The organism is Streptomyces sp. NPDC111516, from assembly GCF_055635345.1.
The window spans coordinates 109,121-131,995 of sequence record NZ_JBVKBV010000017.1 but is presented as its reverse complement, the minus strand read 5'-3'; the positions used below and the strand labels follow the sequence as shown (position 1 = coordinate 131,995).

Annotated in this window: 22 protein-coding genes and 1 pseudogene; 9 read left to right on the top strand and 14 right to left on the bottom strand. The window is 70.4% G+C overall.

Annotated features, from left to right (window positions below; translation table 11 throughout):
• Nucleotides 1-51: 51 nt before the first annotated feature.
• Nucleotides 52-948, top strand: a complete 897-nt coding sequence (locus ACZ7L9_RS27440) for a LysR family transcriptional regulator (protein ID WP_471419197.1) — start codon at nt 52-54, stop codon at nt 946-948.
• Nucleotides 949-1,075: 127 nt separating this feature from the next.
• Here ACZ7L9_RS27440 and ACZ7L9_RS27435 read toward each other — a convergent pair whose 3' ends face one another.
• Both ACZ7L9_RS27435 and ACZ7L9_RS27430 read right to left on the bottom strand, forming a co-directional pair.
• Nucleotides 1,076-3,250 carry a putative bifunctional diguanylate cyclase/phosphodiesterase gene (locus ACZ7L9_RS27435; RefSeq protein WP_471419196.1) on the bottom strand — a complete coding sequence of 725 codons (2,175 nt, stop codon included), beginning with the start codon at nt 3,248-3,250 and terminating at the stop codon, nt 1,076-1,078.
• Nucleotides 3,247-4,065: an SAM-dependent methyltransferase gene (locus ACZ7L9_RS27430; protein WP_471419194.1), complete on the bottom strand. Its 819-nt coding sequence runs from the start codon at nt 4,063-4,065 to the stop codon at nt 3,247-3,249. The genes ACZ7L9_RS27435 and ACZ7L9_RS27430 overlap by 4 nt, the downstream gene beginning before the upstream one ends.
• Before the next feature lie 881 nt (nt 4,066-4,946).
• Between ACZ7L9_RS27430 and ACZ7L9_RS27425 the strand changes: the two genes are divergently transcribed.
• The 4 genes from ACZ7L9_RS27425 to ACZ7L9_RS27410 all read left to right on the top strand — a co-directional run bounded on the left by ACZ7L9_RS27425 (nt 4,947) and on the right by ACZ7L9_RS27410 (nt 7,251).
• Entirely contained in the window at nt 4,947-5,078 is a 132-nt protein-coding gene (locus ACZ7L9_RS27425) for a hypothetical protein (RefSeq protein ID WP_471419193.1), read from the top strand.
• A 15-nt stretch (nt 5,079-5,093) separates the two neighbouring features.
• Nucleotides 5,094-5,861 carry a bestrophin-like domain gene (locus ACZ7L9_RS27420; RefSeq protein ID WP_471419191.1) on the top strand — a complete coding sequence of 256 codons (768 nt, stop codon included), beginning with the start codon at nt 5,094-5,096 and terminating at the stop codon, nt 5,859-5,861.
• Between the two features lie 178 nt (nt 5,862-6,039).
• Nucleotides 6,040-6,573: a hypothetical protein gene (locus ACZ7L9_RS27415; protein WP_471419189.1), complete on the top strand. Its 534-nt coding sequence runs from the start codon at nt 6,040-6,042 to the stop codon at nt 6,571-6,573.
• Nucleotides 6,574-6,789: 216 nt separating this feature from the next.
• Nucleotides 6,790-7,251: a universal stress protein gene (locus tag ACZ7L9_RS27410; protein ID WP_471419187.1), complete on the top strand. Its 462-nt coding sequence runs from the start codon at nt 6,790-6,792 to the stop codon at nt 7,249-7,251.
• A gap of 13 nt (nt 7,252-7,264) precedes the next feature.
• On the opposite strand, the gene ACZ7L9_RS27405 is transcribed toward ACZ7L9_RS27410, so the two are convergent.
• Nucleotides 7,265-8,431 carry an RNA-guided endonuclease InsQ/TnpB family protein gene (locus ACZ7L9_RS27405; RefSeq protein ID WP_471419185.1) on the bottom strand — a complete coding sequence of 389 codons (1,167 nt, stop codon included), beginning with the start codon at nt 8,429-8,431 and terminating at the stop codon, nt 7,265-7,267.
• Nucleotides 8,432-8,473: 42 nt separating this feature from the next.
• On the opposite strand from ACZ7L9_RS27405, the pseudogene ACZ7L9_RS27400 reads away from it, so the two are divergent.
• From ACZ7L9_RS27400 to ACZ7L9_RS27390, 3 genes and pseudogenes are all read left to right on the top strand, one after another.
• Nucleotides 8,474-8,572 (top strand): annotated as a pseudogene (locus ACZ7L9_RS27400) (transposase); the annotation flags it as partial.
• Between the two features lie 185 nt (nt 8,573-8,757).
• Nucleotides 8,758-10,206, top strand: a complete 1,449-nt coding sequence (locus ACZ7L9_RS27395; protein ID WP_471419184.1) for an amino acid permease — start codon at nt 8,758-8,760, stop codon at nt 10,204-10,206.
• 219 nt (nt 10,207-10,425) lie between these two features.
• A complete protein-coding gene (locus ACZ7L9_RS27390; RefSeq protein ID WP_471419181.1) occupies nt 10,426-10,995 on the top strand; it encodes a sigma-70 family RNA polymerase sigma factor in 570 nt (189 codons plus the stop codon).
• Here the strand turns inward: ACZ7L9_RS27390 and ACZ7L9_RS27385 are convergent.
• Complete coding sequence (locus ACZ7L9_RS27385) at nt 10,929-11,126, bottom strand: zf-HC2 domain-containing protein (RefSeq protein WP_471419180.1); 198 nt, start codon at nt 11,124-11,126, stop codon at nt 10,929-10,931. The genes ACZ7L9_RS27390 and ACZ7L9_RS27385 overlap by 67 nt on opposite strands.
• Before the next feature lie 125 nt (nt 11,127-11,251).
• Between ACZ7L9_RS27385 and ACZ7L9_RS27380 the strand changes: the two genes are divergently transcribed.
• Entirely contained in the window at nt 11,252-11,770 is a 519-nt protein-coding gene (locus tag ACZ7L9_RS27380; protein ID WP_471419178.1) for a hypothetical protein, read from the top strand.
• Between the two features lie 19 nt (nt 11,771-11,789).
• On the opposite strand, the gene ACZ7L9_RS27375 is transcribed toward ACZ7L9_RS27380, so the two are convergent.
• The 10 genes from ACZ7L9_RS27375 to ACZ7L9_RS27330 form a co-directional block, all read right to left on the bottom strand.
• The gene (locus ACZ7L9_RS27375; protein ID WP_471419177.1) at nt 11,790-12,980 is read right to left on the bottom strand and encodes a sensor histidine kinase; all 1,191 of its coding nucleotides are present in this window, start codon (nt 12,978-12,980) and stop codon (nt 11,790-11,792) included.
• A 205-nt stretch (nt 12,981-13,185) separates the two neighbouring features.
• Nucleotides 13,186-14,649 carry a sodium/solute symporter gene (locus ACZ7L9_RS27370; protein WP_471419175.1) on the bottom strand — a complete coding sequence of 488 codons (1,464 nt, stop codon included), beginning with the start codon at nt 14,647-14,649 and terminating at the stop codon, nt 13,186-13,188.
• A complete protein-coding gene (locus ACZ7L9_RS27365; protein ID WP_471419172.1) occupies nt 14,646-15,008 on the bottom strand; it encodes a hypothetical protein in 363 nt (120 codons plus the stop codon). Before ACZ7L9_RS27365 ends, ACZ7L9_RS27370 begins: the two co-directional genes overlap by 4 nt.
• 64 nt (nt 15,009-15,072) lie before the next feature.
• Nucleotides 15,073-15,825 carry a LytR/AlgR family response regulator transcription factor gene (locus ACZ7L9_RS27360; RefSeq protein ID WP_471419170.1) on the bottom strand — a complete coding sequence of 251 codons (753 nt, stop codon included), beginning with the start codon at nt 15,823-15,825 and terminating at the stop codon, nt 15,073-15,075.
• Between the two features lie 59 nt (nt 15,826-15,884).
• Nucleotides 15,885-16,745: an Fpg/Nei family DNA glycosylase gene (locus ACZ7L9_RS27355; RefSeq protein WP_471419169.1), complete on the bottom strand. Its 861-nt coding sequence runs from the start codon at nt 16,743-16,745 to the stop codon at nt 15,885-15,887.
• Nucleotides 16,746-16,781: 36 nt separating this feature from the next.
• On the bottom strand, nt 16,782-17,636 hold the full coding sequence (locus ACZ7L9_RS27350) for an amidohydrolase family protein (protein ID WP_471419167.1): 855 nt from the start codon (nt 17,634-17,636) through the stop codon (nt 16,782-16,784).
• A gap of 1 nt (nt 17,637) precedes the next feature.
• Nucleotides 17,638-17,949: an L-rhamnose mutarotase gene (locus tag ACZ7L9_RS27345; protein ID WP_471419165.1), complete on the bottom strand. Its 312-nt coding sequence runs from the start codon at nt 17,947-17,949 to the stop codon at nt 17,638-17,640.
• A 1-nt stretch (nt 17,950) separates the two neighbouring features.
• Complete coding sequence (locus ACZ7L9_RS27340) at nt 17,951-18,940, bottom strand: aldo/keto reductase (protein ID WP_471419163.1); 990 nt, start codon at nt 18,938-18,940, stop codon at nt 17,951-17,953.
• A 146-nt stretch (nt 18,941-19,086) separates the two neighbouring features.
• Nucleotides 19,087-20,478, bottom strand: coding sequence for a wax ester/triacylglycerol synthase family O-acyltransferase (locus ACZ7L9_RS27335; RefSeq protein ID WP_471419162.1), 1,392 nt, complete (start codon nt 20,476-20,478; stop codon nt 19,087-19,089).
• A 205-nt stretch (nt 20,479-20,683) separates the two neighbouring features.
• Nucleotides 20,684-22,750, bottom strand: coding sequence for a SpoIIE family protein phosphatase (locus ACZ7L9_RS27330; RefSeq protein WP_471419160.1), 2,067 nt, complete (start codon nt 22,748-22,750; stop codon nt 20,684-20,686).
• Between the last annotated feature and the right edge of the window lie 125 nt (nt 22,751-22,875).

The window sequence follows — 22,875 nt, the reverse complement described above, 5'->3', positions numbered from 1 at the left end:
GTGCGGCTCATATTCATAGGCAGGGACTATCATCGCCGCTATGCTGCGTGTATGCAGTTCCAGCAGCTGACGTACTTCGTGGCCGTGGCCGAGACCCGTCACTTCACCCGCGCCGCCGAGGAGGTGCATGTCTCGCAGCCCTCGCTGTCCCAGCAGATCAGGGCACTGGAGAACGAGCTGGGGGCGGAGCTGTTCAGCCGGGCCCGCGGCAACATCACCCTCACCGACGCGGGCGAGGCCCTGCTGCCGCTGGCCCGCCGCATCCTCGCGGACGCCGACACCGCACGCCACGAGGTGCAGGAGCTGGCTCAGCTGCGCCGGGGCCGGGTCCGGCTCGGCGCGACACCCAGCCTCTGCACCGGCCTGCTCCCCGACGTGCTGCGCGCCTTCCATGACCGGCATCCGGGGATCCAGCTGCTGCTGGAGGAGGGCGGCTCGCTGGACCTCGTACGGGAGCTGGCGCGCGGGGCTCTCGATCTTGCCCTGGTCGTGCTGCCGCTGCCCGCCGCGTCCCCCGCGCTCACCACGGTCGAGCTGCTCCAGGAGGACCTGGTCGTGGTGTCGTCGGTGCGGGCGCCGCGGCCCGGCCGGGGCAGCCGCGTACGGATCGCCGACCTTCAGGAGGAATCCCTCGTGATGTTCCGGCACGGCTACGACCTGCGTGAACTGACCGTGGCCGCCTGCCGGGCGGAGGGCTTCGAGCCGTCGTTCACAGTGGAGGGCGGCGAGATGGACGCGGTGCTCGGCTTCGTCCGGGCGGGGCTCGGGATCGCCGTGGTGCCCAGCATGGTCGCCACCCGGGCCGGCCACGACCTGCGGACCACGCCGCTGGCCCGTCCCGGCCTGCGGCGCACGATCGCGCTCGCGCACCGCACCGATGTGGCGCCGCCGCGCGCGGCCCGCGAGTTGCAGCGAATGCTGCTGGAGAACCGTCCGGAGCGGGTGTAGCGGGTTGCGCGATCTGCGGCCGCGCGGTGTCCTCGATCGCCGGACGGGCTTGGTCTTCCCCGGACCGGCCTTCTTCCGCGGGTAGCCGGACGGGCTCGATCCTCTGCTGATCAAGCCCGTCCGGCCCTCACACCGCGTCGGCCAGCAGCAGTGAGTGGATCCGGTCGGGGGCGCCGGGCCGGGCGTAGTACCACCCTTGGGCCGTGTCGCATCCCAGCTCCCGCAACTGCTCCGCCTGGGCCGCGGTCTCCACGCCTTCCACCGTGACCGCGAGGTCCAGGCTGTGCGCCAGCGAGACGATTCCCTCGACGATCTTCAGATCGACCGGGTCCACCGGATGCCGCTGCATGCCCTGCGTGAAGGAGCGGTCCAGTTTGAGGACGCTCACCGGAAGCCGGCGCAGGTTCGCCAGGTTCGAGTACCCGGTGCCGAAGTCGTCGAGCGCTATGTCGACGCCCATGTCCGCCAGTTGCCGCAGCGGCTTGAGCAGATCATCATCCGCGCCGATGAGGGCGGACTCCGTGACCTCCAGACAGAGCGCCCCGGCTTCGAGCCCCGACCGCTCCAGCACGTCGACCGTCTCGGCGACCAGCCGCGGATGATGCAACTGGGTGGGCGAGAGGTTGACATTGATCCGCAGCGGGCCGCCGTCGCTGTGCCGCTCCTGCCAGAAGTTGGCCTGGCGCACGGACTCCTCCAGCACCCAGCGGCCGAGCGGCACGATCAGCCCGGTGTGCTCGGCGAGCGGGATGAACCGGTCGGGACCGAGCACCCCGTGCTGCGGGTGGCACCAGCGCACCAGCGCCTCCGCACCGTGCACCGTGCCGTCACCGAGGTGCACGAGGGGCTGGTACTCGATGAAGAACTCGCCGCGGTCCAGGGCGGTCGGCAGCGCGGTGGTCAGCCCGTGCCGGGTGATGGCGCGGGCGTCCGCCTCGGCGTCGGCGAGCTCGAAGCGGTTGCCGCCCGCCGACTTGGCCCGGTACATGGTGATGTCGGCGCTGCGCAGCACCTCGGCGGCACTCCGTTCACCGGCCGGCCCTTCGACGATCCCGATGGATCCGCGTACGGTCAGCTCACGGCCGTCCAGCCGGATCGGGGTTCCGAGCACGCCGAGGATGCGGCAGGCCAGCTCGTCGACCTCCCGCTGGGTGTCGTGGCCGGTGGTCAGGGCCACGAACTCGTCGCCGCCGAGCCGCGCCACCATCTCGCCGGGCGCGGTAGCGCAGCTCTGCAGCCGGTCGGCCACCTCGACCAGCAGCCGGTCCCCCGTCGCGTGGCCGAGGCTGTCGTTGATCGCCTTGAAGCCGTCGAGGTCGAGGTAGCACAGGCCGAAGCGGCTGCCGTCGTCGGCGGAGAGCGCCTTTTCCAGCCGTTCGAAGAACAGCGTCCGGTTGGGCAGGCCGGTGAGCGCGTCATGGGTGGCCTCGTACCGCAGCCGCAGGTTGAGCAGGCGGCGTTCCGTGGTGTCCTCCATCAGGGCCAGCTGATACTCCGGCCGACCCTCGGAGTCGCGCAGCAGGGAAACCGTCAGATTGGTCCACAGCACCGTGCCGTCGTTGCGGTAGTACGGCTTCTCGACCCGGTAGTGCTCGCGTTCGCCGCGTACCAGCTCGTTGTAGTACTTCCACACCTGCGGCGAGTCCTCGGGGTGCACCCACTCGTTGACCTTGTGGCTGCGCACATGGTGTTCGAGCCCGCCGAACATCCGGGTGAGGGTGTCGTTGACCTCCAGCACATTGCCGTTCAGATCGGCGATCCCGATGCCGATGGCCGCGTCCTTGAAGACGGCACGGAAGCGCGCCTCGGTGGCGTGCAGGGTCTGCTCCGCGTCCGAGCGGGCGGTGAGCGCGGAGCGGGCGATCGCCTCCTGCTCGGCGAGGGTCCGCTCGCGCAGCGCCTGGGTGAACCCGCCCGCGAGGGCGTGCTGTATCCGGGCGCAGCGGGCCCTGCTGTCCTCGGTCGACAGCACCGTCGCACCGTTGCCGCCGCAATAGAGCACGAGATACGAGTCGATGACGCCGAGCGTGCTGCTGAGCGCGTCCGGGTCCGTGCAGTGCGCGGCGACGAGAGCGGCGCCCACGCCGCTCGCGGGAGCCGCGTCGAAGGGCCGTGCGTGCAGGATGTCGCTGAGCCCTCGGGCCAGCGGCAGCAGATGCTGTTCGAGCTCCGTGCGCGTCATGGAGGTGGCCGTCGAGGGGAAGATGGCCCGGCTCCAGATGGTGGCGAATCTCCGGAGCCGGTCCTGGGGGCCGTCGGGCTCCGTGTCGGGCGCTCCGGACGATTGGGCGGGAATGCTCACGCCTTGCGTCCCACTCCCGCGAAGCCCGAGAAGGCGAATGGGTCCTCGTGCTCCGGTGCCAGGGGGGTGTCGGGGCGCCAGTTCGGCATCGACACGAGTCCGGGCTCGACCATCGCGTACCCCTCGAAGAACCGGGTTACCTCGTCGCGCGTCCGCATGACCAGGGGGTTACGGATGTCCCGGTAGACGCCGACCGCGCCGCCCGCCTCCTCCGGGGCGAGCGGAATCCCCTCGTACGAGGCGTGAGTGATGACGATGAGGCTGCCGGGGGCGAGGGCTTCGCGCAGTTCGGCGACGGCGGTGTGCGGGTCGTCGGAGTCCTCGATGAAGTGGAGTACGGCGACGAGCAGCAGGGCCACCGGACGGTCCAGATCGAGCAGTCCCGCGATCTCCGGGCTCTTCACGATGTCCTGCGGACTACGGAGATCCGCGGCAGCGATCACCGCCCGCTCGTTTCCTTCGAGTACGACCCGGCTGTGTGCGACCGCGACGGGATCGTGATCGACATACGCGACGCGGGCCTCGGGGTCGGCCGCCCGGGCGACTTCGTGCACATTGCCGAAGGTCGGTATTCCGGAGCCGATGTCCAGGAACTGGTTGATGCCCTCGCTCACCGCATAACGCACGGCCCTGCGCATAAAGGCCCGATTCGCCTGCATGATCTTGGGGAGCCCCGGCATGAACTCCATGGCCTTGCGAGCCGCTTCCCGGTCCACCTCGAAATTGTGCGATCCGCCCAGATAGAAGTCGTACATGCGAGACACGCTCGGCACCGAAATGTCTATGCCTTGCGGTGCCCAGGCGGGACGCTCCATCGATGTCTCCAACAAGTCGCCACGGCGATCCGGCCATGTTCATGGTCAGTGTTGACCAGAGGCTACTGATCGTCCGCCAAGAGGGCGAGCTGAAACGGAAATTAGCCGTCCGTTATTGGTCACACACCACTGGCATGTGCAACCGTCCCGTCGCTGCGGGTGACATCGGCCGACGAAACGGTCCCGGAGAGGCGCTGGGGCGTTCTTCGGCGGCACCAATCGGTTCAGCTCCGTGGACGCCACGTACCATGTGCCCCCAAGGGCCCGGGCGTTGGACCTGTCGGCAGTCATTGGCTCGGTTCTTGAGTTTCCTCGGTCCGATCGAAGGTGACAAAGCCCTGGTGGCGGCGCCTTTGACGGCTTTCCTTGCCAATGTGGCGACGGCGGAGCGTAAAACCCCCACCGCTCCGGTCAGTTGTGACCGCTGAATTCCCGGAGCCGCAAACGCCCGGCCCCCCAGGTCCCCACCATCAGGGGAATCCGGACCGTCCCGGGCGTGCCCCGCGACCGGCCGGAACATGCTCCCCGTCGTGTACGGATCACTCATAGGGCGGCTCACTGCAGCCGTCGTACTCCTCTGGCTGCTGACCGCCCCGGCACCCGCCGTGGCGGACGACTGCGCGTATGCCTCCATCGGTGAGGGCGGCGGGAATTCGGCAGTCGCCGTGTCGGGCAACGGCCCCTGTCACGCGGGCCCGGCGCCCGAGCCGACCCGACGGCCCGCGCCACCACCCCGGCACCCCGCGCCACCACCACCGCCTCCGCCGCCTCCCCCGCCGCCCGCACGGCCCCAACCGAAACCGGAGTCCGTGCCGCCGCCCCCCTCGCCCACACCCTCACCCTCGCCGTCCGTACGCCCCACGCCTCCCGCGCCCCGGCCGGTGGCGCTCCCCACCTACCGCAAGCCGCCGCGCCAGGTCCCGCGGCGCGGCACCTCCCTGGTCACCCTCACCCTGCTGATCACGGCGCCCGCGGTGTTCGCCGTCGCCGTGCTGCGCCCCCGCTCCCGATGACCTCCGGAGAAACCCATGTCGGAATGGCTTGTTCTCACCCTCGCGATGGTCGCGGCCAGTGCCGTCGTCCTGACCATCGCCGTACTCAACAACCGCCGGATCGGAGAGGATGACGACCCGTCCGAGACGCCTGACGTAATCGAGTACATGACGATGATGATCGGCGTGGTCTACGCGATCGTGCTGGGTCTCGCCATCGCGGGAGTCTGGGAGGGCCGCAGCGCCGCCCAGGAGTACGTGCGCCAGGAGGCCCAGGCGCTGCACGAGGTGAGTGTTCGCTCCGCCGTCTACCCGACCGAGGTGCGTACGCGCATCCGCGCCGACGTCGACGCCTACGTGCACTACGTCGTCCACGACGAGTGGCGGTCGATGACCGAACACGGCTCCCTCGACGACGAGGGGGCCCGGCTCCTCGGCCGGGTGCGCGCCGATGTCACCGACTACCGGCCGAAGAACGACCACGAAGGGCAGGCGTATCAGCCACTGGTCGATCAGGTCGCCGCCGTCGACGACGCCCGCAGCGCACGCGGGCAGAGCGCCGGTGCGACCATGCCGGGCGTGGTCTGGTTCGGCCTGATCATCGGGGCGCTGGTGACCGTGGGACTGATCTTCACGCTGCAGATCCGCAGAACCTTCCGCGAACTGCTGCTGGCCGGTCTCTTCAGCGTTCTGATCGCCTTTCTGCTCTTTCTGATCTGGGACTTCGACTCCCCCTTCGGCCGGGGCATCTCGGCCACCGCCGCTCCCTTCTTCGATATGTTCCCCGGCGCGGCGGGCGGATAGCGGTCCCGTCGAAGTGCGATCGGAGTGCGCCGCTCGGGGGAAACCGGTGCCCCGGGCGGCGCACTCGGATCGCCGGTGAAATGTGAGACTTCTAGCGTTTGGCGGGTCGAGGTGCATTTCTGACGTTTTGTGGAAAACCGTTCCGCAACTGCTCCTCGGGGAACCGGAGGAATCACCCATGCGCGCAATAGGCGTCGCACCCGTCGCCCTGCTAGGCGCCGCCGCTCTCGCCCTGACCGCTCCGGCCGCGACCGCGTGGGCCGAGACGTCGGGAGGCGCGTCGTCCGCGACCGGATACACCGTCACTCCGTCGGTGATCGCGCCGGGGAGCCAGGTCGGCCTGGCCGCCCGGGGGTGCTCCACAACCGCCACGGCCGGCTCCGGAGTGTTCGACACGGTCACCATCCCCAGGGGCGGCACCGCCGCGGCCACGGTCGACGGGGAGGCCCGGCCCGGCGCCGTCTACGAGGTGACGTTCATCTGCAACACATCGCCCGGTGTCACGGCGAAGGTCGGTCTCACGGTCGGCACGCCATCCGCCACACCCACCGCGAGTGCCCCGGTCGCTCCGGCCGGTGTGCGGGGCGGACTCGGCGGCGACATCGGCCGGATGAACGCCGCGGAGGTCGCCGCCGGAACGGCGCTGGCGGTGGTCACGGCCACCTGCACCATCTATGTGGTGCGTCAGCGCAAGGAGAGCCGCCAGCACTGAGAGCAGGGCAGTGCGGCCCGTTACGCCCGTCGCCCCGGGTCCTGTTGGCAGGACCCGGGGCGACGGGCGTATGGGGCCGGCGCAACACCCGTTCGCCGGTCCGGCCCTGGCACGCAACGGCGCGGGGTCGCCGGGACACCACCGTGATCCAGTAGCCGCCGTGCCCGGGGCGGGGCCGGGACGGGGTCGGCGCGGGGAGCGGATAGCCTCACTGCCGTGACAGACCAGCAGCCCCATCAGTTCGAACGTGGCACGGACGGCCCGAAAGTGATCGTCTCCGGCCTCGACGGGTCCGATTCCTCCATGCGTGCCGCGGCGTACGCGGCGGGGCTCGCCCGTCGGCAGGGAGCGATGCTCGCCCTCGTCTACGTCCAGCCCGTGCTGCCCGCCGGCGCCGCACTCGGAGCTCCTGTCGCCGATACGACCGGCGAGGTCGCGGAGGGGCTGGTGAACGAGATCCGGCAGGCGACGGAGCGGATGAAGGACATATGGGATGTGCGCTGGGAGTTCCACACCTTCCGCGGTGACCCTTACAACGGGCTGGTGACGGCTGCGGACGAGCTGAAAGCCGATGCCGTCGTGGTGGGCGCGTCGGAGTCGGCCGGGCACCGATTCATCGGTTCGGTGGCGATCCGGCTGGTGAAGGCGGGTCGTTGGCCCGTCACGGTAGTCCCTTGACGTGCTCCCTGGCCTAAAGTCCAGGGATTCCGGCCTGGGTCGTCTGACCCTTCCGGGTGCTTCCTGCTTCAACGCGCTGTGCCGGGATTTTCGTCCTGGTCTTACCGGCGCTCTGCGAGGCGTTTAGCGTCTCCGCCCGTCCGGCGGCGACGATACGGCGTCCTTCGAAGAGGACGTTGCGGGCTGCGTTGTGGTCGCGGTCGTGCACGGTGCCGCACGCCCTGCACGTCCACTCCCTCACGTGCAGGGGCTTGGGGCCGTCCCGGAATCCGCAGGCCGAGCAGACCTGAGAGGACGGGAAAGCGCGGTCCACCTTGGCGAAGGTGCGGCCGTGCTTGACCGCCTTGTACTCCAGCATGCCGACGAACGCGGACCATCCCGCGTCGTGCACGGACTTGGCGAGCCGGGTGCGGCCGAGGCCGGACACCGCGAGGTCTTCCACATACACCGCTTGGTTGTCGCGAATGATCTGTGTGGATGCCTTGTGGTGCCAGTCCCGGCGCCGGTCCGCCACCTTGGCGTGCTGGCGTGCGACCTTGATGCGGGCCTTGGCCCGGTTCTTCGATCCCTTGGCCTTGCGGGACAGGTCCCGCTGAAGGCGCTTGAGTTTCTTCTCCGCCCGGCGCAGGAAGCGGGGACTGTCGATCTTCTGGCCGTCGGACAGGACCGCGAAGACGGACAGACCGAGGTCAATACCGGACTCTGTCTGCAGCTCGGGGAGGATGTCCGGCTCGGTGTCCACGACGAAGCTGAGGAAGTACCGGCCGGAACTGTCCTTGGTGACGGTCAGGGACGTGGGCGCGACCGGAAGCCGGCGGGACCACTTGACCTTGAGACTGCCGACCTTGGCCACGTACACCGTGCCGTTGTCCTGGAGGGAGAAGGCGTTGGTGTTGAGGCGGATCGACTGCCGGGTGTCTTTCTTCGATTTGTACCGGGGCGCCCCGACCTTCCGGCCCTGCCGCTTGCCCTTGAGGCTGTCGAAGAAGTTCTGGTAGGCGGTGTCGAGGTCCCGAAGGGACTGTTGCAGAACGACCGCTGACACGCCGGCGAGCCAGGCACGTTCCTCGGTGCGCTTGGCCTGGGTGATGCGAAGCCGGGACAACTCCGCCGACTTCACATACGCCAGCCCCGCCGCGTGCGCTTCCTTGCGGTCGCGCAGGCAGTCGTTCCACACCACGCGGGCGCATCCGAACGCCTGGGCCAGCGCACGGCGCTGGGCGGCACCCTGTGGTCGCCCTCGTACTTCTCGGCATCCTGCGGCGGAGCACCGCTGGCGATCGTCCGTCAGTACATCGAGCAGCAAAAACACCCGCTCTAAAGTGCAGGTCAGAGCAGTCCTGAGATCCATTCATCCCCGGCGTGAACCCCGGGGCTTTCTGCAAGAGTCCTGATAACCGTCGCGGAATCCTCACCTCCGACGGACGGCACGCCGTCTTCCGCACCGGCCGCACCTGCGTCATCATGAGCGCCCGTCAGGGACAGCCGTCAGCGGAGAGGTGACTCATGGCTAGGCTCCGAGTGGGCGAGGGTGTGCTGCGCCGCAAGCCGATCGAGCAGATCGACGAGAAGGGGCCCGCGGGGGACGTCACCACTCAGCTCACCAGAACGCTCGGCTTGTGGCAGCTCACGGCGATCGGCGTGGGCGGGATCATCGGCGCGGGCATCTTCACCCTCGCCGGCACGGTGGCGAACGGCACCGCCGGGCCCGCGGTGCTCATCTCCTTCCTGATCGCGGGTGTGGCGAGCGCGGCGGCCGCGTTCAGCTACGCGGAGTTCGCGGGCCTGATCCCGAAGGCCGGCTCCGCCTACACCTACGGATACGCGGTGCTCGGCGAGCTGGTGGGCTGGTTCATCGGCTGGGACCTGCTGCTGGAGTACACGGCGATCGTCGCCGTTGTCGCGATCGGCATCTCCGGCTACTTCAGCTTCCTGCTCGGGGAGATGGGGCTGGACGTACCGAAGTGGATGCTGGGCGCGCCCGGTACCGGAGACGGCCATCGGGTGGACCTGTTCGCCGCACTGCTCTGTCTGCTCGTGGCGTACTTGCTGACTCTCGGCATCAAGAACGCGGCCCGCTTCGAAACGATCGTGGTCGTCCTGAAGGTCCTGGTCGTCCTGCTGGTCATCGGCGTCGGCGTGTTCCACATCAACACCGCCAACTACCACCCCTTCTTCCCGTTCGGGGTGAGCGGCGCCTTCACCGGTGCCGCCACGGTGTTCTTCGCGGTGTTCGGGTACGACGCCATGTCGACGGCCGCCGAGGAGTCCAAGGACGCGCAGCGTCACATGCCGAAGGCGATCCTGTATTCGCTGGGGATCTCCATGGTGCTGTATGTGGCGGCGTGTCTGGTGCTGACGGGGATGCAGAGCTACAAGGAGATCGACCCCGAGTCCGGCTTCTCCACGGCATTCAAGTCGGTGGGGCTGAACAGGCTCGCCGATGTGATCGCGGTGGGCGCGATCATCGGCATCCTCACCGTGATGTTCACCTTCATGCTCGGTGTGACCCGGGTGTGGTTCTCGATGAGCCGCGACGGGCTGCTGCCGAAGTGGTTCGCGAAGACCCACCCGACCCGGCACGTGCCGACCCGGGTGACCTGGATCGTCGGCGCGGCCTCGGCCGTGATCGCCGGGTTCCTGCCGATCGGCGAGGCCGCCGAGCTGACGAACATCGGCATTCTGCTGGCGTTCGTGGTGGTGTGCATCGCGGTGATCGTGCTGCGTTACAAGCAACCCGATCTGCCGCGTACGTTCCGCACGCCCGGCATGCCGTTCGTGCCGGCTCTGGGGGTGGTGTTCTCGATCTGGCTGATCACCTTCCTGCAGTGGCAGACGTGGGTGCGGTTCGTGGTGTGGTTCCTGGTCGGTCTGGTGATCTATTTCGGCTACTCGTACCGGAAGTCGGAGATGGCGAAGACACCGGAGCCGGACACGGGAGCCGGCACGGGCTGACCCGTCGCCCGTACGGGCACCGCACCGCCCGTCGCCCGTACGGGCACCCGCCCCGGCAACCGCCCGACCGTTCACCGCACCATTCGCCGCACTGTGCGACCGCTCGTCGCACGGAGCCGCCCATCGCCTGTTCCCCGGCGCCCCGATGCGTTCGTATACGGCAGTCGGCAGCGAAGCGGCAGGACAGGGCCAGGGCCTCGGCGGAGAAGGGCGTTCACGATGACCACCACGACGACCGATGAGCGGACCCTCGCGGATCTCCAGCGGGAGCACGGCCCCGCCCTGCTCCACTTCCTGCTCGGGCTGACCTTCGGCGACCGGCAGCGGGCCGAGGATCTGCTCCAGGAGACGCTGGTGCGGGCCTGGCAGCATCCGGAGGCCTTCGACGCTCCGTACGAGTCGATGCGGCCCTGGCTCTTCACCGTCGCGCGGCGTCTCGCCATCGACGCGCGCCGGTCCAGGCAGGCCCGGCCGGCCGAGGTCAGCGACGTCGTGCTGGAGACCGCCGCGGGTGCCCAGGACACCGCGGAGGCCGCGGTCTCGGCCCTCGACGTACGCGATGCGATGCGCTCCCTCAGCCCGGAACACCGTGCCGTCCTCGTCCAGATATATTTTCGCGGGCTGAGCGTGGGCGAGACGGCGCGGGCCCTCGATATTCCGGCGGGCACCGTCAAGTCCCGGTCCTACTACGCGCTGCGCCAGCTCTCCCGCAGCCTGCCGGGCTACTCCAGCAGGTCCTCCTCGCTCAGCAGGGCGAGGGCCGCAACGGCCTCCGCGACCTCCACGTAGTCGGCCGTGCAGCGGTGGCAGGACGGCAGATGGCGGGAGACCGCTCGGATCTCGCGGGCCGTGAGCGCATCGAGCACATAGGCGCCGAGCAACTGCCGCACGTGCGAGCCCTCCTCGGGATCGGCGGTCATCGCATCCTCGTGTCGTGGACGGATCCGGTCGGGACGGATCCTGTCCTTCTGGCCACGCGGGGCGTGCTCCCCCGGTTCAATGCTCCGTGAAGCCCGGTGCCGAGAAGGGAAAGAGGCGAGACGGGATGCACCCGGAACGTGAGGATGGAACCAGTGGGGGCGGGCTGCTGGTCCCGATGGCCTGGATGTACGCCGAGTACATCGCCGACGAGCTGCTGCGGACCGGCGATCTGATGGAGCCGTCCACGCTGGAGTACCGCGCGGGCCGCGACGCGCTCGCGCTCACCATCTTCCTTTCCGACGACGCAGCGGACGCCGCCCTGCCCGCTGCCCGGCTGGACGAGCTGCGGCTGTTGACGGCGTACGGGGCGGCCTGGGCGGGCTGGGTCCGTGACCGGCTCCACGCACCGGCCGCGGCGCCGCGGCCCGAGTCCGGCGCCGCGGATCCGGATCTGGCGCTGGCCCGCGCCGCCTGGCGGTGGCTGGAGGAGACCGAACTGCTCGCGGCCGATCTCGATGCGCTCGACCCGCCGCCCTGGGAGCCGGCGGGCGGCGGGGCGGACGCGGAGGAGGCGGCCCAGGTGTGGACGCCGGCCTGGCAGCTGGGGCTGCCGCTGGGGCATCTGGCGGTCCATCTCCACTGACCGCCGCCGCGACCGCCGGTCAGGAACCGTGCACTCCCGCACGGTACTTGGGCAGCCGTACCGTGATCTTCATCCCGGCGCCGATGCCGGTCTCGATGACGAGCCCGTAGTCGTCCCCGTACACCTGGCGCAGCCGTTCGTCGACGTTCAGCAGTCCGATTCCGGTGGAGTTGCCGCCCTCGCCGCGCAGGATGTGCCGCAGGCGTTCCGGGTCCATTCCGGTGCCGTCGTCCTCGATGACGACCTCGGCCTCGGAGCCGGCGTCGAGTGCGCTGATGATGATGCGGCTGCTGGTGACGGCTCCTTCGAGGCCGTGTTTGACGGCGTTCTCGACGAGCGGCTGGAGGCAGAGGAACGGCAGGGCGACGGGCAGCACTTCGGGGGCGACCTGGAGGGTGACGGCGAGCCGTTCGCCGAAGCGGGCCCGCACCAGTGCCAGGTACTGGTCGATGGAGTGGAGTTCATCGGCGAGGGTGGTGAAGTCGCCGTGGCTCCGGAACGAGTAGCGGGTGAAGTCGGCGAATTCCAAGAGGAGTTCGCGGGCCTGCTCGGGGTCGGTGCGGACGAACGAGGCTATGGCGGCGAGTGAGTTGAAGATGAAGTGCGGGGAGATCTGGGCCCGCAGCGCCCTGATCTCGGCCTCGATGAGCTGGGTGCGGGAGCGGTCGAGTTCGGCGAGTTCCAGCTGTACGCAGACCCAGCGGGCCACTTCTCCGGCCGCTCGCGCGAGCACCGCGGATTCGCGCGGGGCGTAGGCGATGAGGGTGCCGAGGACCCGGTGGTCGACGGTGAGCGGCACGGCCACGGCCCAGCGCAGCGGGCAGTCGAGGTCGTCGCAGTCGCTGGCGAAGGCGGTGTCGCGGCCACTGGAGAGGAGACCCCGCACCTGGTCCATGACGTGCCGGCCGTGGTGTTCGCCCGCGCCGTCCCAGACGAGCACCCGGTCGCGGTCGGTGAGGCAGAGGGCGTCGGTGCCGAGCAGGGAGCGGAGTCCGCGGGCGGATTTGCGGGCGCTCTCCTCGGTGAGCCCGGCGCGCAGCGGGGGCGCGGCGAGCGAGGCGGTGTGCAGGGTCTCGAAGGTGGCATGCTCGACGGGGGTTCCGACGTCGCTGGTGCGGACCGGGCGGGCGGTGCGGCGGCCGAGCAGGAAGCCCGCGCCGAGCAGCAGAAGGACGAGCAGGACGACTACGGCGTATCCGGCCCCGGTCATCGGTGTCTCCCCGAGGTCAGGAGGGCCCGCTGCCGGGCCCTCACAGCGAGGGCCCGGCAGCGGGCAGCGCGGGTGAAGGAGCGGGGCTGGGGTACGTGCATCGCAAGGCGGAGGATTGAGGCAACGCGGAGCGTTGGTGATTGACGACAACGCCGCGAGGTGCGTACCCCAGCCCCGCGACGCCGCGAAGCCCGCTGCCGGGCCCTCACAGCGCTTCCGGAAGGTGGAAGCGGGTCATGGCGGCGTTGGTACCGGGAGGTATCCGGCCGGGCGTGGCGAGGGACACCAGGACCATGGCGAGGAAGCCGACCGGCACCGACCACACGGCGGGCCAGGCGAGCAGGGCGTGCGGCCAGCCGGGCGGGCGTACCGCGCCGCTGACGGTGATGGCGACGGACAGGAACGCGGAGCCGCCGCCGAGCAGCAGTCCGGCGATCGCGCCGGGCGGGGTGAGCCGCCGCCACCAGATGCCGAGGACCAGCAGCGGGCAGAAGGAGGACGCGGAGACGGCGAACGCCATCCCCACCGAGTCGGCCACCGGTACCCGGCTGACCAGCAGCGAACCGGCCAGCGGTACGCACATGGCGAGGACGGTGGCGAGCCGGAAGTGCCGTACCCCGCGTGACGGGAGCACATCCTGGGTGATGACGCCCGCGACGGCCATCGTGAGGCCGGAGGCGGTCGACAGGAACGCGGCGAAGGCGCCGCCCGCGATGAGCGCGCCGAGCAGATCCCCGCCGAGCCCGTCGATGACCCGGCCGGGCAGCAGCAGTACGGCGGCGTCCGCGTCCCCGCCGTGGATCAGTTCGGGGGCGTAAAGCCTGCCCAGTGCGCCGTAGACCGGCGGCAGCAGGTAGAACACGCCGATGAGGGCGAGGACGGCGACCGTCGTGCGGCGGGCGTCGCGGCCGTTGGGGCTGGTGTAGAAGCGGACGACGACATGGGGCAGGCCCATCGTGCCGAGGAACGTCGCGACGATCAGTCCGTAGGTGGCGTACAGCGGATGGTCGGCGCGGAAGACGGAGAGCTGTTCGTCGAAGTGGACGCGGGGCCGCCCGTCGCCCTGCCAGGCGAGTGCCAGGAAGATCGCGGGGACGAGGAGTGCGGTCAGTTTCAGCCAGTACTGGAAGACCTGCACGAAGGTGATGGACCGCATGCCGCCCGCGGCGACGGCGATGACGACGACGGACGCCACGAGCACGTCGCCGAGCCAGCCGGGCGCCCCGGTCAGGATCTTGAGCGTCAGTCCCGCGCCCTGGAGCTGCGGTACGAGATAGAGCCAGCCCGCCGCGACGACGAAAACGCTGACCAACCTGCGCACCTGCCGTGATTCCAGCCGTCCTTCGGCGAAGTCCGGCAGGGTGTACGCCCCCGAGCGGCGCAGCGGTGCGGCGACGAAGACCAGCAGCACCAGATAACCCGCGGTGTATCCGACCGGGTACCAGAGCATGTCCGGGCCGTGCACGAGGACCAGGCCCGCGATGCCGAGGAAGGAAGCTGCGGAGAGGTATTCGCCGCTGATAGCCGCGGCGTTGAGCCGCGGCCGTACGGTGCGCGAGGCGACGTAGAAGTCGGAGGTGGTACGGGAGATGCGCAGCCCGAAGCCGCCGACGAGGACGGTCGCGACCACGACGGAGCCGACGGCCGCCACCGCGTACGCGCGGCTCACGGTGCGGGGCGGCCTTCCACGAGCCGGGCGAAGTCGCGTTCGTTGCGCTCGGCTCTTCGCACGTACCACCAAGCGGTCAGGGTCAGGGGCGGATAGGCGGCGAACCCGAGGACCGCCCAGACGAGCGCGGCGCTGTGCAGGGCCTCGAAGACCAGGGGCATTGTGCCGACGACCACCGCGAGGACGATGAAGGCGGTGAGTCCGGCGCGCAGTTGGCCGCGCATCAGCGAACGGACATACGCGCCGCCCAGTGCGGTCTGCTCGTCGATCTCCGACTGGGTGCGGTAACGCGGCAGCGGGCGCACCCGCCGGGGCTCCCCCGTCACCACTTCACGCCGGGGTGTTGGCTCTGCGGACATGGGCCCGGAGTGTACGCAGCACCGGACCCTCGTGGGAAGGGGTTCGAGTCCGGGTATTCCCTGGTCAGCGGCCGGTCCGGCGCATCAGCAGATCGCGCAGCGCGCGGGCGTGGCGACGACTCACGGCGAGCTCCGCGGTGCCGACGCGCACGCTCATGCTGCCCGCGTCGAGGCGGAGTTCGTCGATCCGGCCCAGCGCGACGAGATGGCGCCGGTGGATGCGTACGAAGCCGCGGGTGCGCCAGCGTTCCTCCAGGGTGGTGAGGGGGACGCGGACGAGGTGGCTGCCGGTGGCGGTGTGCAGCCGGGCATAGTCACCCTGGGCTTCGGCGTAGGCGATGTCGTCGATCGGGATGAACCGGGTCACTCCGCCGAGCTCCACCGGTATCTGGTCATTGGCGGTGTCGAGCACGGGTGCGGAGCGGTCGCCGACCTGTTCGGCCACGCGGCGGACCGCTTCGGCGAGGCGTTCGCGGCGGACCGGCTTGAGGACGTAGTCCACAGCTTTCAGGTCGAAGGCGTGGACGGCGAAACCCTCGTGCGCGGTGACGAAGACGATGAGCGGGGGTGCGGCGAACCCGGCGAGCAGCTGGGCGACGTCGAGCCCGGTGAGGCCCGCCATGTGGATGTCGAGGAAGACGACGTCGATGGCCGACGGGTCGTCGGGACCCGCCTCGACGGCGCTGCCGATGCGGCGCAGTGCCTCGGTGGCCCCGGTGGCGCCCTCGGCACTGCGGATGCGGGGATCGGCGCGCAGGAGGTAGAGGAGTTCCTCCAGGGCGGGTTCTTCGTCGTCGACGGCGAGTACGCGCAGCATGGGCGGAGTGTAGAACGTGCGTGGGGGTACCGGGCCGGAGTGCGGGGCACCCGACCGGACTACTTGAGCAGTCGGGACAGGCGGCGGTCGGCCAGCGGTTTGCCGCCGGTCTGGCAGGTGGGGCAGTACTGGAGGGAGGAGTCGCTGAACGACACCTCCCGGATGGTGTCCCCGCAGACGGGGCACGCCTCGCCGGTGCGTCCGTGGACGCGCATCCCGCTCTTCTTCTCGGCCTTGAGCTCTCCGGCCCGCAGTCCGCTGGAGCGGGCGACCGCGTCGCGGAGTGTGGTGCGCAGGGCGGTGTGCAGCCGGCTGATCTGGTCGGCGGTGAGGTTCGCGGTGAGCAGGTACGGCGACATCCTCGCCGCGTGCAGGATCTCGTCGCTGTAGGCGTTGCCGATGCCCGCGATCAGGGACTGGTCGCGCAGGGCGCCCTTGATCCGGCGGCGTTCCCCGGCGAGCAGCGCGGCGAACGCGTCCCGGTCGAAGGAGTCGTCGAGGGGGTCGGGGCCGAGGCGGGCGATGCCGGGCACCTCGGCCGGGTCGTGCACCAGGTAGACGGCGAGGCGTTTGGCGGTGCCCGCCTCGGTGAGGTCGAAGCCGTCGCCTCCGGTGAGTACGGTGCGCAGCGCCAGGGGTCCTTTGCCGGGGCGCGGCGGTGTGGTGGGGAAGCCGTCCTTCCACCGCAGCCAGCCGGCCCGGGCGAGGTGGGTGATCAGGTGGAGCGGGCCGGCGCCGATGTCCAGGAACTTGCCGTGTCGGGCGATGTCCGTGACCGCGGAGCCGTGCAGCGCGGTGAGGGGCGGGTCGTACGTCTTGAGGACGCTGACGGCGAGCGGCAGGACGCGGTCGATCTCCCTGCCGACGAGGTGGTCGTCGAGGAAGACCCGCAGGGCTTCGACTTCCGGCAGTTCGGGCATGGTTCCAGACTGCCGGAAGCGTCGGCCGGACGCCTGTCAGAGGCCGTACACGCGCTCGGCCGTGGCGGCGAGGACGCGGTGCCGCTCGTCCTCGGTGAGGGCGTCGGTCAGGGTGCGTGCCGTTTCGACGACTTCCGGGTACGTGGCGGCGAGCCGGCACACCGGCCAGTCCGAGCCGAACATCAGCCGGTCGGGCCCGAAGGCGTCGAGGACGGTGTCGGCGTACGGGCGCAGATCGTTCACGGTCCAGGAGTGCACATCGGCCTCGGTGACGAGGCCGGACAGTTTGCACACGGTGTTGGGGCGGGCGGCGAGGGCCCGGAGATCGTCGGCCCAGGGGTGCAGTCCACCGGTGGCGACGGGCGGTTTGCCGGCGTGGTCGAGTACGAAGGTCACCCCGGGCAGCAGGTCGGCGGCCTGGACGGTGGCGGGCAGTTGGCGGGCCTGGACGACGAGGTCGTAGACGAGCCCCGCGTCGGCGACGGCACGCAGTCCGCGCCGGACGTCGGGGCGCAGCAGCCATGCGGGGTCGGGTTCGCCCTGGACCTGGTGGCGGATGCCGACGAGCCGGTCGCCGCCGGGGAGTTCACGCAGCGCGGCCAGGGTGTCGGCGATGTCCGGGGCGGTGAGGTCGCACCAGCCGACGACGCCCGCGACGAGGTCGTTGTCGTGGGCGAGGGCCAGGAACTCGGGGGTTTCCGCGGGGATGGTGACGGTCTGGACGAGGACGGTGGCGTACACCCCGGCGGCGCGTGCCTCGGGCTCCAGGTCGGCGAGGGTGAAGGTGCGCCGGAGCGGGGCGAGTTCGTCGCCGGTGATCCAGTCCTGGTCGCGTACCGACAGGTCCCACACATGGTGGTGGGCGTCGACGATCCGTTGTGGGCCGCTCATGTCACAGCTCCCAGGCGACCGGGAGACCGGCTTCGGCACCGTCGCAGGAGTAGTCGTGCGCGATGTCGAGGAGTTCGGCCATCCTGGCCTGCCAGGCGACGTTGACCGGGAGTTTCTCCAGTTCGGCGAGGAGTGCGGCGTAGTCCTCGCAGTCGATGACGTGGAAGAGGTCGGTGCCGCTGCGCCAGATCGTCCAGGAGGCGCCGCCCGCCGCGCGGATCGCGGTGGTGAGCTCCGCGGGGACTTCGCGGTGCGCGGCCTCGTACTCCTCGATGCGGTCGGCGCGGACCTTGGTGTGCAGGGCGATTCTCATCTCAGTGTCCGTCCTCGGTCAGCAGGCCCTCGGCGCGCAGGTCGTCCCAGAGTCCGTCCGGGATCTCGCGGCGGAGCAGGGCGGCGGCGTCGTGCACCTCGTCCGGGGAGCGGGTGCCGACGAGCACTCCGGCGACGGCCGGGTGCGCGAGCGGGTAGTGGAGGGCGGCGGCCCGCAGCGGGACGCCGTGGCCCTCGGTGACGGCCTTGATCCGCAGCGCCCGGTCCAGGAGGGCCGGCGACGCGGCCGTGTAGTCGTACGTGGCACCAGGGCGCGGGTCGGCGAGGAGCCCGGAGTTGAAGACCCCGCCGACGACGACACTGCGGCCGCGGGCGGCGGCCTCGGGCAGCAGCTCGGTGAGGGCGGACTGGTCGAGGAGGGTGTAGCGGCCTGCGCAGAGCACGACGTCGATGTCGGTGTCGCGCAGGAAGCGGGTGAGCATGGCGGTCTGGTTCATCCCGGCACCGATGGCTCCGATGACGCCCTGTGCGCGCAGCTTCTCCAGTGCCGGGTAGGCCTCGTGGAACGCGGCCTCCGCGTGGTCGTCCGGGTCGTGCAGATAGACGATGTCGACGCGGTCGAGTCCGAGCCGTTCCAGACTGTCCTCGATGCTGCGGCGCACACCGTCGGCGCTGAAATCCCAGCGGCGGCGGTGCGTGGCCGGCACGGCGAAGCCCTCGGACAGCCCGCCGGACATGGTCTCGAAGGCGGTGCCGGCGGGCAGCGGGTCGAGTACCCGTCCCACCTTGGTGGACAGCACGTAGGAGTCGCGGGGTCTGCCACGCAGGGCCTCGCCGAGCCGTCGTTCGGAGAGGCCGAGTCCGTAGTGCGGCGCAGTGTCGAAACAGCGGATGCCCTCGCCCCATGCGGCGTCCACGGCGGCCGCCGCCTGCGCGGGGTCGACGGCGCTGAAGAGATTACCGATGGCAGCGGCACCGAAGGACAGTTCGGTGACCTCGACCGTGCTGCTGCCCAGCCTGTTGCGCCGCATGCTTCCGTCGCCCTCCCCGGTGATCACTTCCTGTCACACAGCGACTATTCATCGGATCACTTGGGCACGTCAATACCTCTGACACCACGAACTGCGGCATATTTCCAGGAATCTGTCCGATCTATGGTTGATCGGGTGCGGACCGTTCAACCGGTCGGCAGCAGTTCGAGCAGGTGCGCCACCTCGTCATGGGCACAGCTCGCCAGCCGCTCCAGATCGGGCAGCGCCTTGCCGTCGGCCACCAGCCCGACCCGCACCCGGCCGCCGTACGTGGACAGGGCGATGGCCAGGGACTGGCCGCGGGCCAGCGGCGCCATCGGGTAGACGGCGCGCAGCGGGCAGCCGCCGAGGGAGAGCGCCGAGCGCGGCAGGGGCACGCTGGTGACCAGGACGTCGAAGAGCATCCTGGCCGCGTTCCCGGCGATGGGCGCGCCGAAGCGGTGGGCCAGCGAAGGCAGTTGATCGGCGAGCACGGCGACCGCACCGGCACCGCGGAAGGGCCCCGCGGACTTGTTGCGGTCCATGGCGGTGCGGACGATACGGAACCGTTCCCAGGGGTCGGATTCGCGGACAGGGAGTCCGAGCAGATAGGCGGAGAGCTTGTTCCCGGTCGCGGCGGCCTGGCCCGGTCTGCGGCGGGAGACCGGCACCAGGGCGCGCGGGTCCTCGGCCGGCAGCGCTTCTCCGCGCTCCAGCATCCAGCGGCGGAGGGCCCCGGCGACGACCGCGAGGAGGACGTCATTGGTCGTACCTCCGGCGGCGCGGCGGATCCGCTGGACCGCGTCGAGGTCCAGGTCGGCGGTGGCGAGCCGCCGGGTGCCGCTGGAGCTCGCGGTGAGCGCGGGCGCGCCGCGCAGGTCGAGCCGGCTGGCCCGCACCATGGAGGCACCGACCCCGAAGGCCCGGCCGAGGTCCTCGATCCGGCCCAGCGCGAGGCCGGCGACCTGGCGCGGGCCCGGCATCCAGGAGCGGGGCGGGACCGCGCGCGCCCCGCGGGTGGGGATGCTGCCGCGGGCGCGGCCGGCGGCGGAGGCGATCTCGTCGAAGATCCCGGCGCCGATGGCGACCGCGCGCATTCCGTCGGCGAGCGCGTGGTGGAGCTTGACGAGCACGGCGAAGGGGCCGCCGTCGGCGCCGCCGATCACGTACATCTGCCAGGGCGGCAGGCCCCGTTCGAGCGGTCGTTCCATCAGCTCGCCCGCCAGCCGGGTGGCGCCCGCCATGAATCCGTCGTCCCCGCCGCGCGACTCCGCCTCGGTCAGCCGCACCCGTGCGATGTGCCGCCGCACGTCGAAGTCCTTGTCCACGAACCAGGCCGCGCCGCCGACCGGCAGCAGTACGTCCCTGACCCGCATCCGCAGCCGCGGAATCGCTGCGGCGCGGGTACCCAGCAGTTCCAGCACGGTCCCGGCGCTCGCGCCGTGCGCCGGGCCGGGGGCCGGGGAGAAGACGGCGAGCGCACCGAGGTGCATGGGGTGAGCATCGGATTCGAGGTGCCAGAAGGCCAGGTCGAGGGGTGCCAGCAGCTCAGTGCCCAACGGATCCTCATGTCATAGAAAGACTGGACTGACGGAGTGGCAGTCAATCGCTTGCGGTCGGTTACGGTCAAGCACTGACATGTTACGTTCTGTTACTGTCGGGTAGTGCTCAGCGTCTGTCGGGCCCGTACGCGGCGCCCTCTGGGGCCCGCCATCCGCGATATCCGCACCATCCGGGCTATCCACATCATTCGGGCCATTCACATCATTCGCTTTCCGGAATGACGAATTCACACCACACGCACTTGCCGACACCGCGCGACTCCACACCCCAGAGGTCCGCCAGCCGGTCCACCAGCATCAGCCCCCGCCCGGAAACCCCGGCCTCCCCCGCGTCCCGGCGTCGGGGCAGCGCGCTGGAACGGTCCTCGACATCGACCCGCAGGCGCCGCTCGGACCCGGTGAGCACCCGGATCGTGACGATCGCCCCACCATCGGTGTGCATCAGCGCATTGGTGATCAGCTCGTCGGCCGCCAACTCGACCTCGTCGGCCCGCGTCTTGGCACCCCAGGCCCGTACCGCCGCCCGGATCATGTGCCGCGCGGAGCTCAGCGCCTCCGGGTCGCCCTGGGCGACATGCTGCTGGAGCCTGCCGCCGGGTTGGGGCGCGTGAGCGATCTTGCGGCCCAGCAGCAGGACCGCCACATCGTCCTCGCCGCCGCGCTCGTCGACCTCTTCGCAGAGCCGGTCGGCCAGCTCCTGCAGGCCCCGCGGACCATTGCGCACCGTGGACGTCAGCAGCTGGATACCCTCGTCGAGATCGGCGCCGGGCGTCTCCACCAGCCCGTCGGTGAACAGCAGCAGCACCTGACCGGGGTCCAGCTCGACCGTGCCGACCGGATATTCGAGCCGTCCGAACTCGGCGGAGAGCCCCAGCGGCAACCCGCCCTCCGCTACCAGCCTGTGACAGTTGCCGTCGATGTCGCGCAGCAGCGGATCGACGTGACCGGCCCGGACCAGCTGCATCACTCCGGTCGTCAGGTCGACCTCGGCGTAGGTGCAGGTCGCGAAGCGGTCGGTGTCCAGTTCGTGGAGGAAGACGGAGGCGCGGGCCATCACAGTGGCGGGGCTGTGCCCCTCGGCCGCGTAGGCCCGCAGCACGATGCGCAGCTGCCCCATGACCGCCGCGGCATGCGTGTCATGGCCCTGTACGTCCCCGATGACGGCCCCGACCCGGCCGCCGGGCAGCGGGATGACGTCGTACCAGTCGCCTCCGATGTCCCGGCCCAGCCGGGCCGACCGGTACCGGACGGCGACCTGCGCCCCCGGCACGTCGGGGATCCGGCGCGGCAGCATGGCCTGCTGGAGGCCCTCGGCGAGATCGTGCTCCTGTTCGTACAGCATGGCCCGCTGCAGGCTCTGGGCGATGGAGCTGCCGAGCGCGACGAGCAGATTGCGTTCGTCGCCGGTGAAGCCCGCCTTGTCGCTGTAGAGCAGCCCAAGGGCACCTATGGGCCGGGCCTGGGCGATCAGCGGCAGATACGCGGCGGATGTGATGCCGAGGTGGCTGATGTGCGGCCAGAGAATCGGGTACGAGGTGGCGAAGTCCGTGGCGGAGTCGATGAAGCGGGGCGCGAGGGTGCGTACGACTTCGCTCATCGGGTACTCCTCGTCCATCCGGGTGTACCGCGTACCGGGGACGAACGAGCCCTCCGGGCCGTCCGCCACCAGATGGATGCGTCCGGCCTCGATCAGCCCGACGACCAGGCTGGTCGCACCGAGATGCGCCAGCCCCTGGGAGTTCTTCAGCACCTCGATGACGTCGCGGACCGTCCGGGCATGGGCGAGTGCGGCCGTGGTGCCCTCCACCAGGCTGGTGCGGCGCCGGCGCTCCATGTCCAGTTCCCGCCGGGCCGTCGAGTCGGCCAGCTCCTGGGTGGCGTCGCGGACGATACCGATGATGCGATGGGGACGGCCGCTCTCGTCGCGCTGGATGAAGCCCTGGGTGTGGGTCCAGCGCAGCGTGCCGTCGCGCCGCAGGATCCTGAAGTACGCGCCGTAGTTCCGCTGCCCGTTCTTGAGGGCCTGCGCGACCATCGCGTCGAGCCGGACACCCTCGTCCGGTGGCACCCGCGACGCGATCGACTCCGGCCGGTTGTCGTATTCCTCGTCGCGCAGATCGAACACCTCGAGTGCGGGACGGTCCATGTGCATGAGGCCACTGTCGAGGTCCCAGTCGAAGCTGCCCATACGGTTCAGGGCGAGACTGAGATCCGGGTGGGCGGGCCAGGCGTCCGGGAGTGACAGGGCACCCGCTACCCGATCATCCATGCGGGTCACTCTGCCATCATTTGTCCGAATCTTCGAGTGAACCCCGCACCCGTGGGGATTCCGGCGCCAGGCGTTCGGGGTCGGCTCCCGGACCCGTGCCGGACACCGGAGAGCACCGTTCGGGA

What these genes read in the sequence shown, in the direction of transcription:
- ACZ7L9_RS27420 (WP_471419191.1), top strand. Translation starts at nt 5,094, where the DNA reads ATGTCGGAATGGCTTGTTCTCACCCTCGCGATGGTCGCGGCCAGTGCC.
- ACZ7L9_RS27330 (WP_471419160.1), bottom strand. Translation starts at nt 22,750, where the DNA reads ATGGATGATCGGGTAGCGGGTGCCCTGTCACTCCCGGACGCCTGGCCC.
- ACZ7L9_RS27380 (WP_471419178.1), top strand. Translation starts at nt 11,252, where the DNA reads ATGCACCCGGAACGTGAGGATGGAACCAGTGGGGGCGGGCTGCTGGTC.
- ACZ7L9_RS27355 (WP_471419169.1), bottom strand. Translation starts at nt 16,745, where the DNA reads ATGCCCGAACTGCCGGAAGTCGAAGCCCTGCGGGTCTTCCTCGACGAC.
- ACZ7L9_RS27395 (WP_471419184.1), top strand. Translation starts at nt 8,758, where the DNA reads ATGGCTAGGCTCCGAGTGGGCGAGGGTGTGCTGCGCCGCAAGCCGATC.
- ACZ7L9_RS27415 (WP_471419189.1), top strand. Translation starts at nt 6,040, where the DNA reads ATGCGCGCAATAGGCGTCGCACCCGTCGCCCTGCTAGGCGCCGCCGCT.
- ACZ7L9_RS27375 (WP_471419177.1), bottom strand. Translation starts at nt 12,980, where the DNA reads ATGACCGGGGCCGGATACGCCGTAGTCGTCCTGCTCGTCCTTCTGCTG.
- ACZ7L9_RS27350 (WP_471419167.1), bottom strand. Translation starts at nt 17,636, where the DNA reads ATGAGCGGCCCACAACGGATCGTCGACGCCCACCACCATGTGTGGGAC.
- ACZ7L9_RS27340 (WP_471419163.1), bottom strand. Translation starts at nt 18,940, where the DNA reads ATGCGGCGCAACAGGCTGGGCAGCAGCACGGTCGAGGTCACCGAACTG.
- ACZ7L9_RS27430 (WP_471419194.1), bottom strand. Translation starts at nt 4,065, where the DNA reads ATGGAGCGTCCCGCCTGGGCACCGCAAGGCATAGACATTTCGGTGCCG.
- ACZ7L9_RS27440 (WP_471419197.1), top strand. Translation starts at nt 52, where the DNA reads ATGCAGTTCCAGCAGCTGACGTACTTCGTGGCCGTGGCCGAGACCCGT.
- ACZ7L9_RS27385 (WP_471419180.1), bottom strand. Translation starts at nt 11,126, where the DNA reads ATGACCGCCGATCCCGAGGAGGGCTCGCACGTGCGGCAGTTGCTCGGC.
- ACZ7L9_RS27345 (WP_471419165.1), bottom strand. Translation starts at nt 17,949, where the DNA reads ATGAGAATCGCCCTGCACACCAAGGTCCGCGCCGACCGCATCGAGGAG.
- ACZ7L9_RS27390 (WP_471419181.1), top strand. Translation starts at nt 10,426, where the DNA reads ATGACCACCACGACGACCGATGAGCGGACCCTCGCGGATCTCCAGCGG.
- ACZ7L9_RS27360 (WP_471419170.1), bottom strand. Translation starts at nt 15,825, where the DNA reads ATGCTGCGCGTACTCGCCGTCGACGACGAAGAACCCGCCCTGGAGGAA.
- ACZ7L9_RS27365 (WP_471419172.1), bottom strand. Translation starts at nt 15,008, where the DNA reads ATGTCCGCAGAGCCAACACCCCGGCGTGAAGTGGTGACGGGGGAGCCC.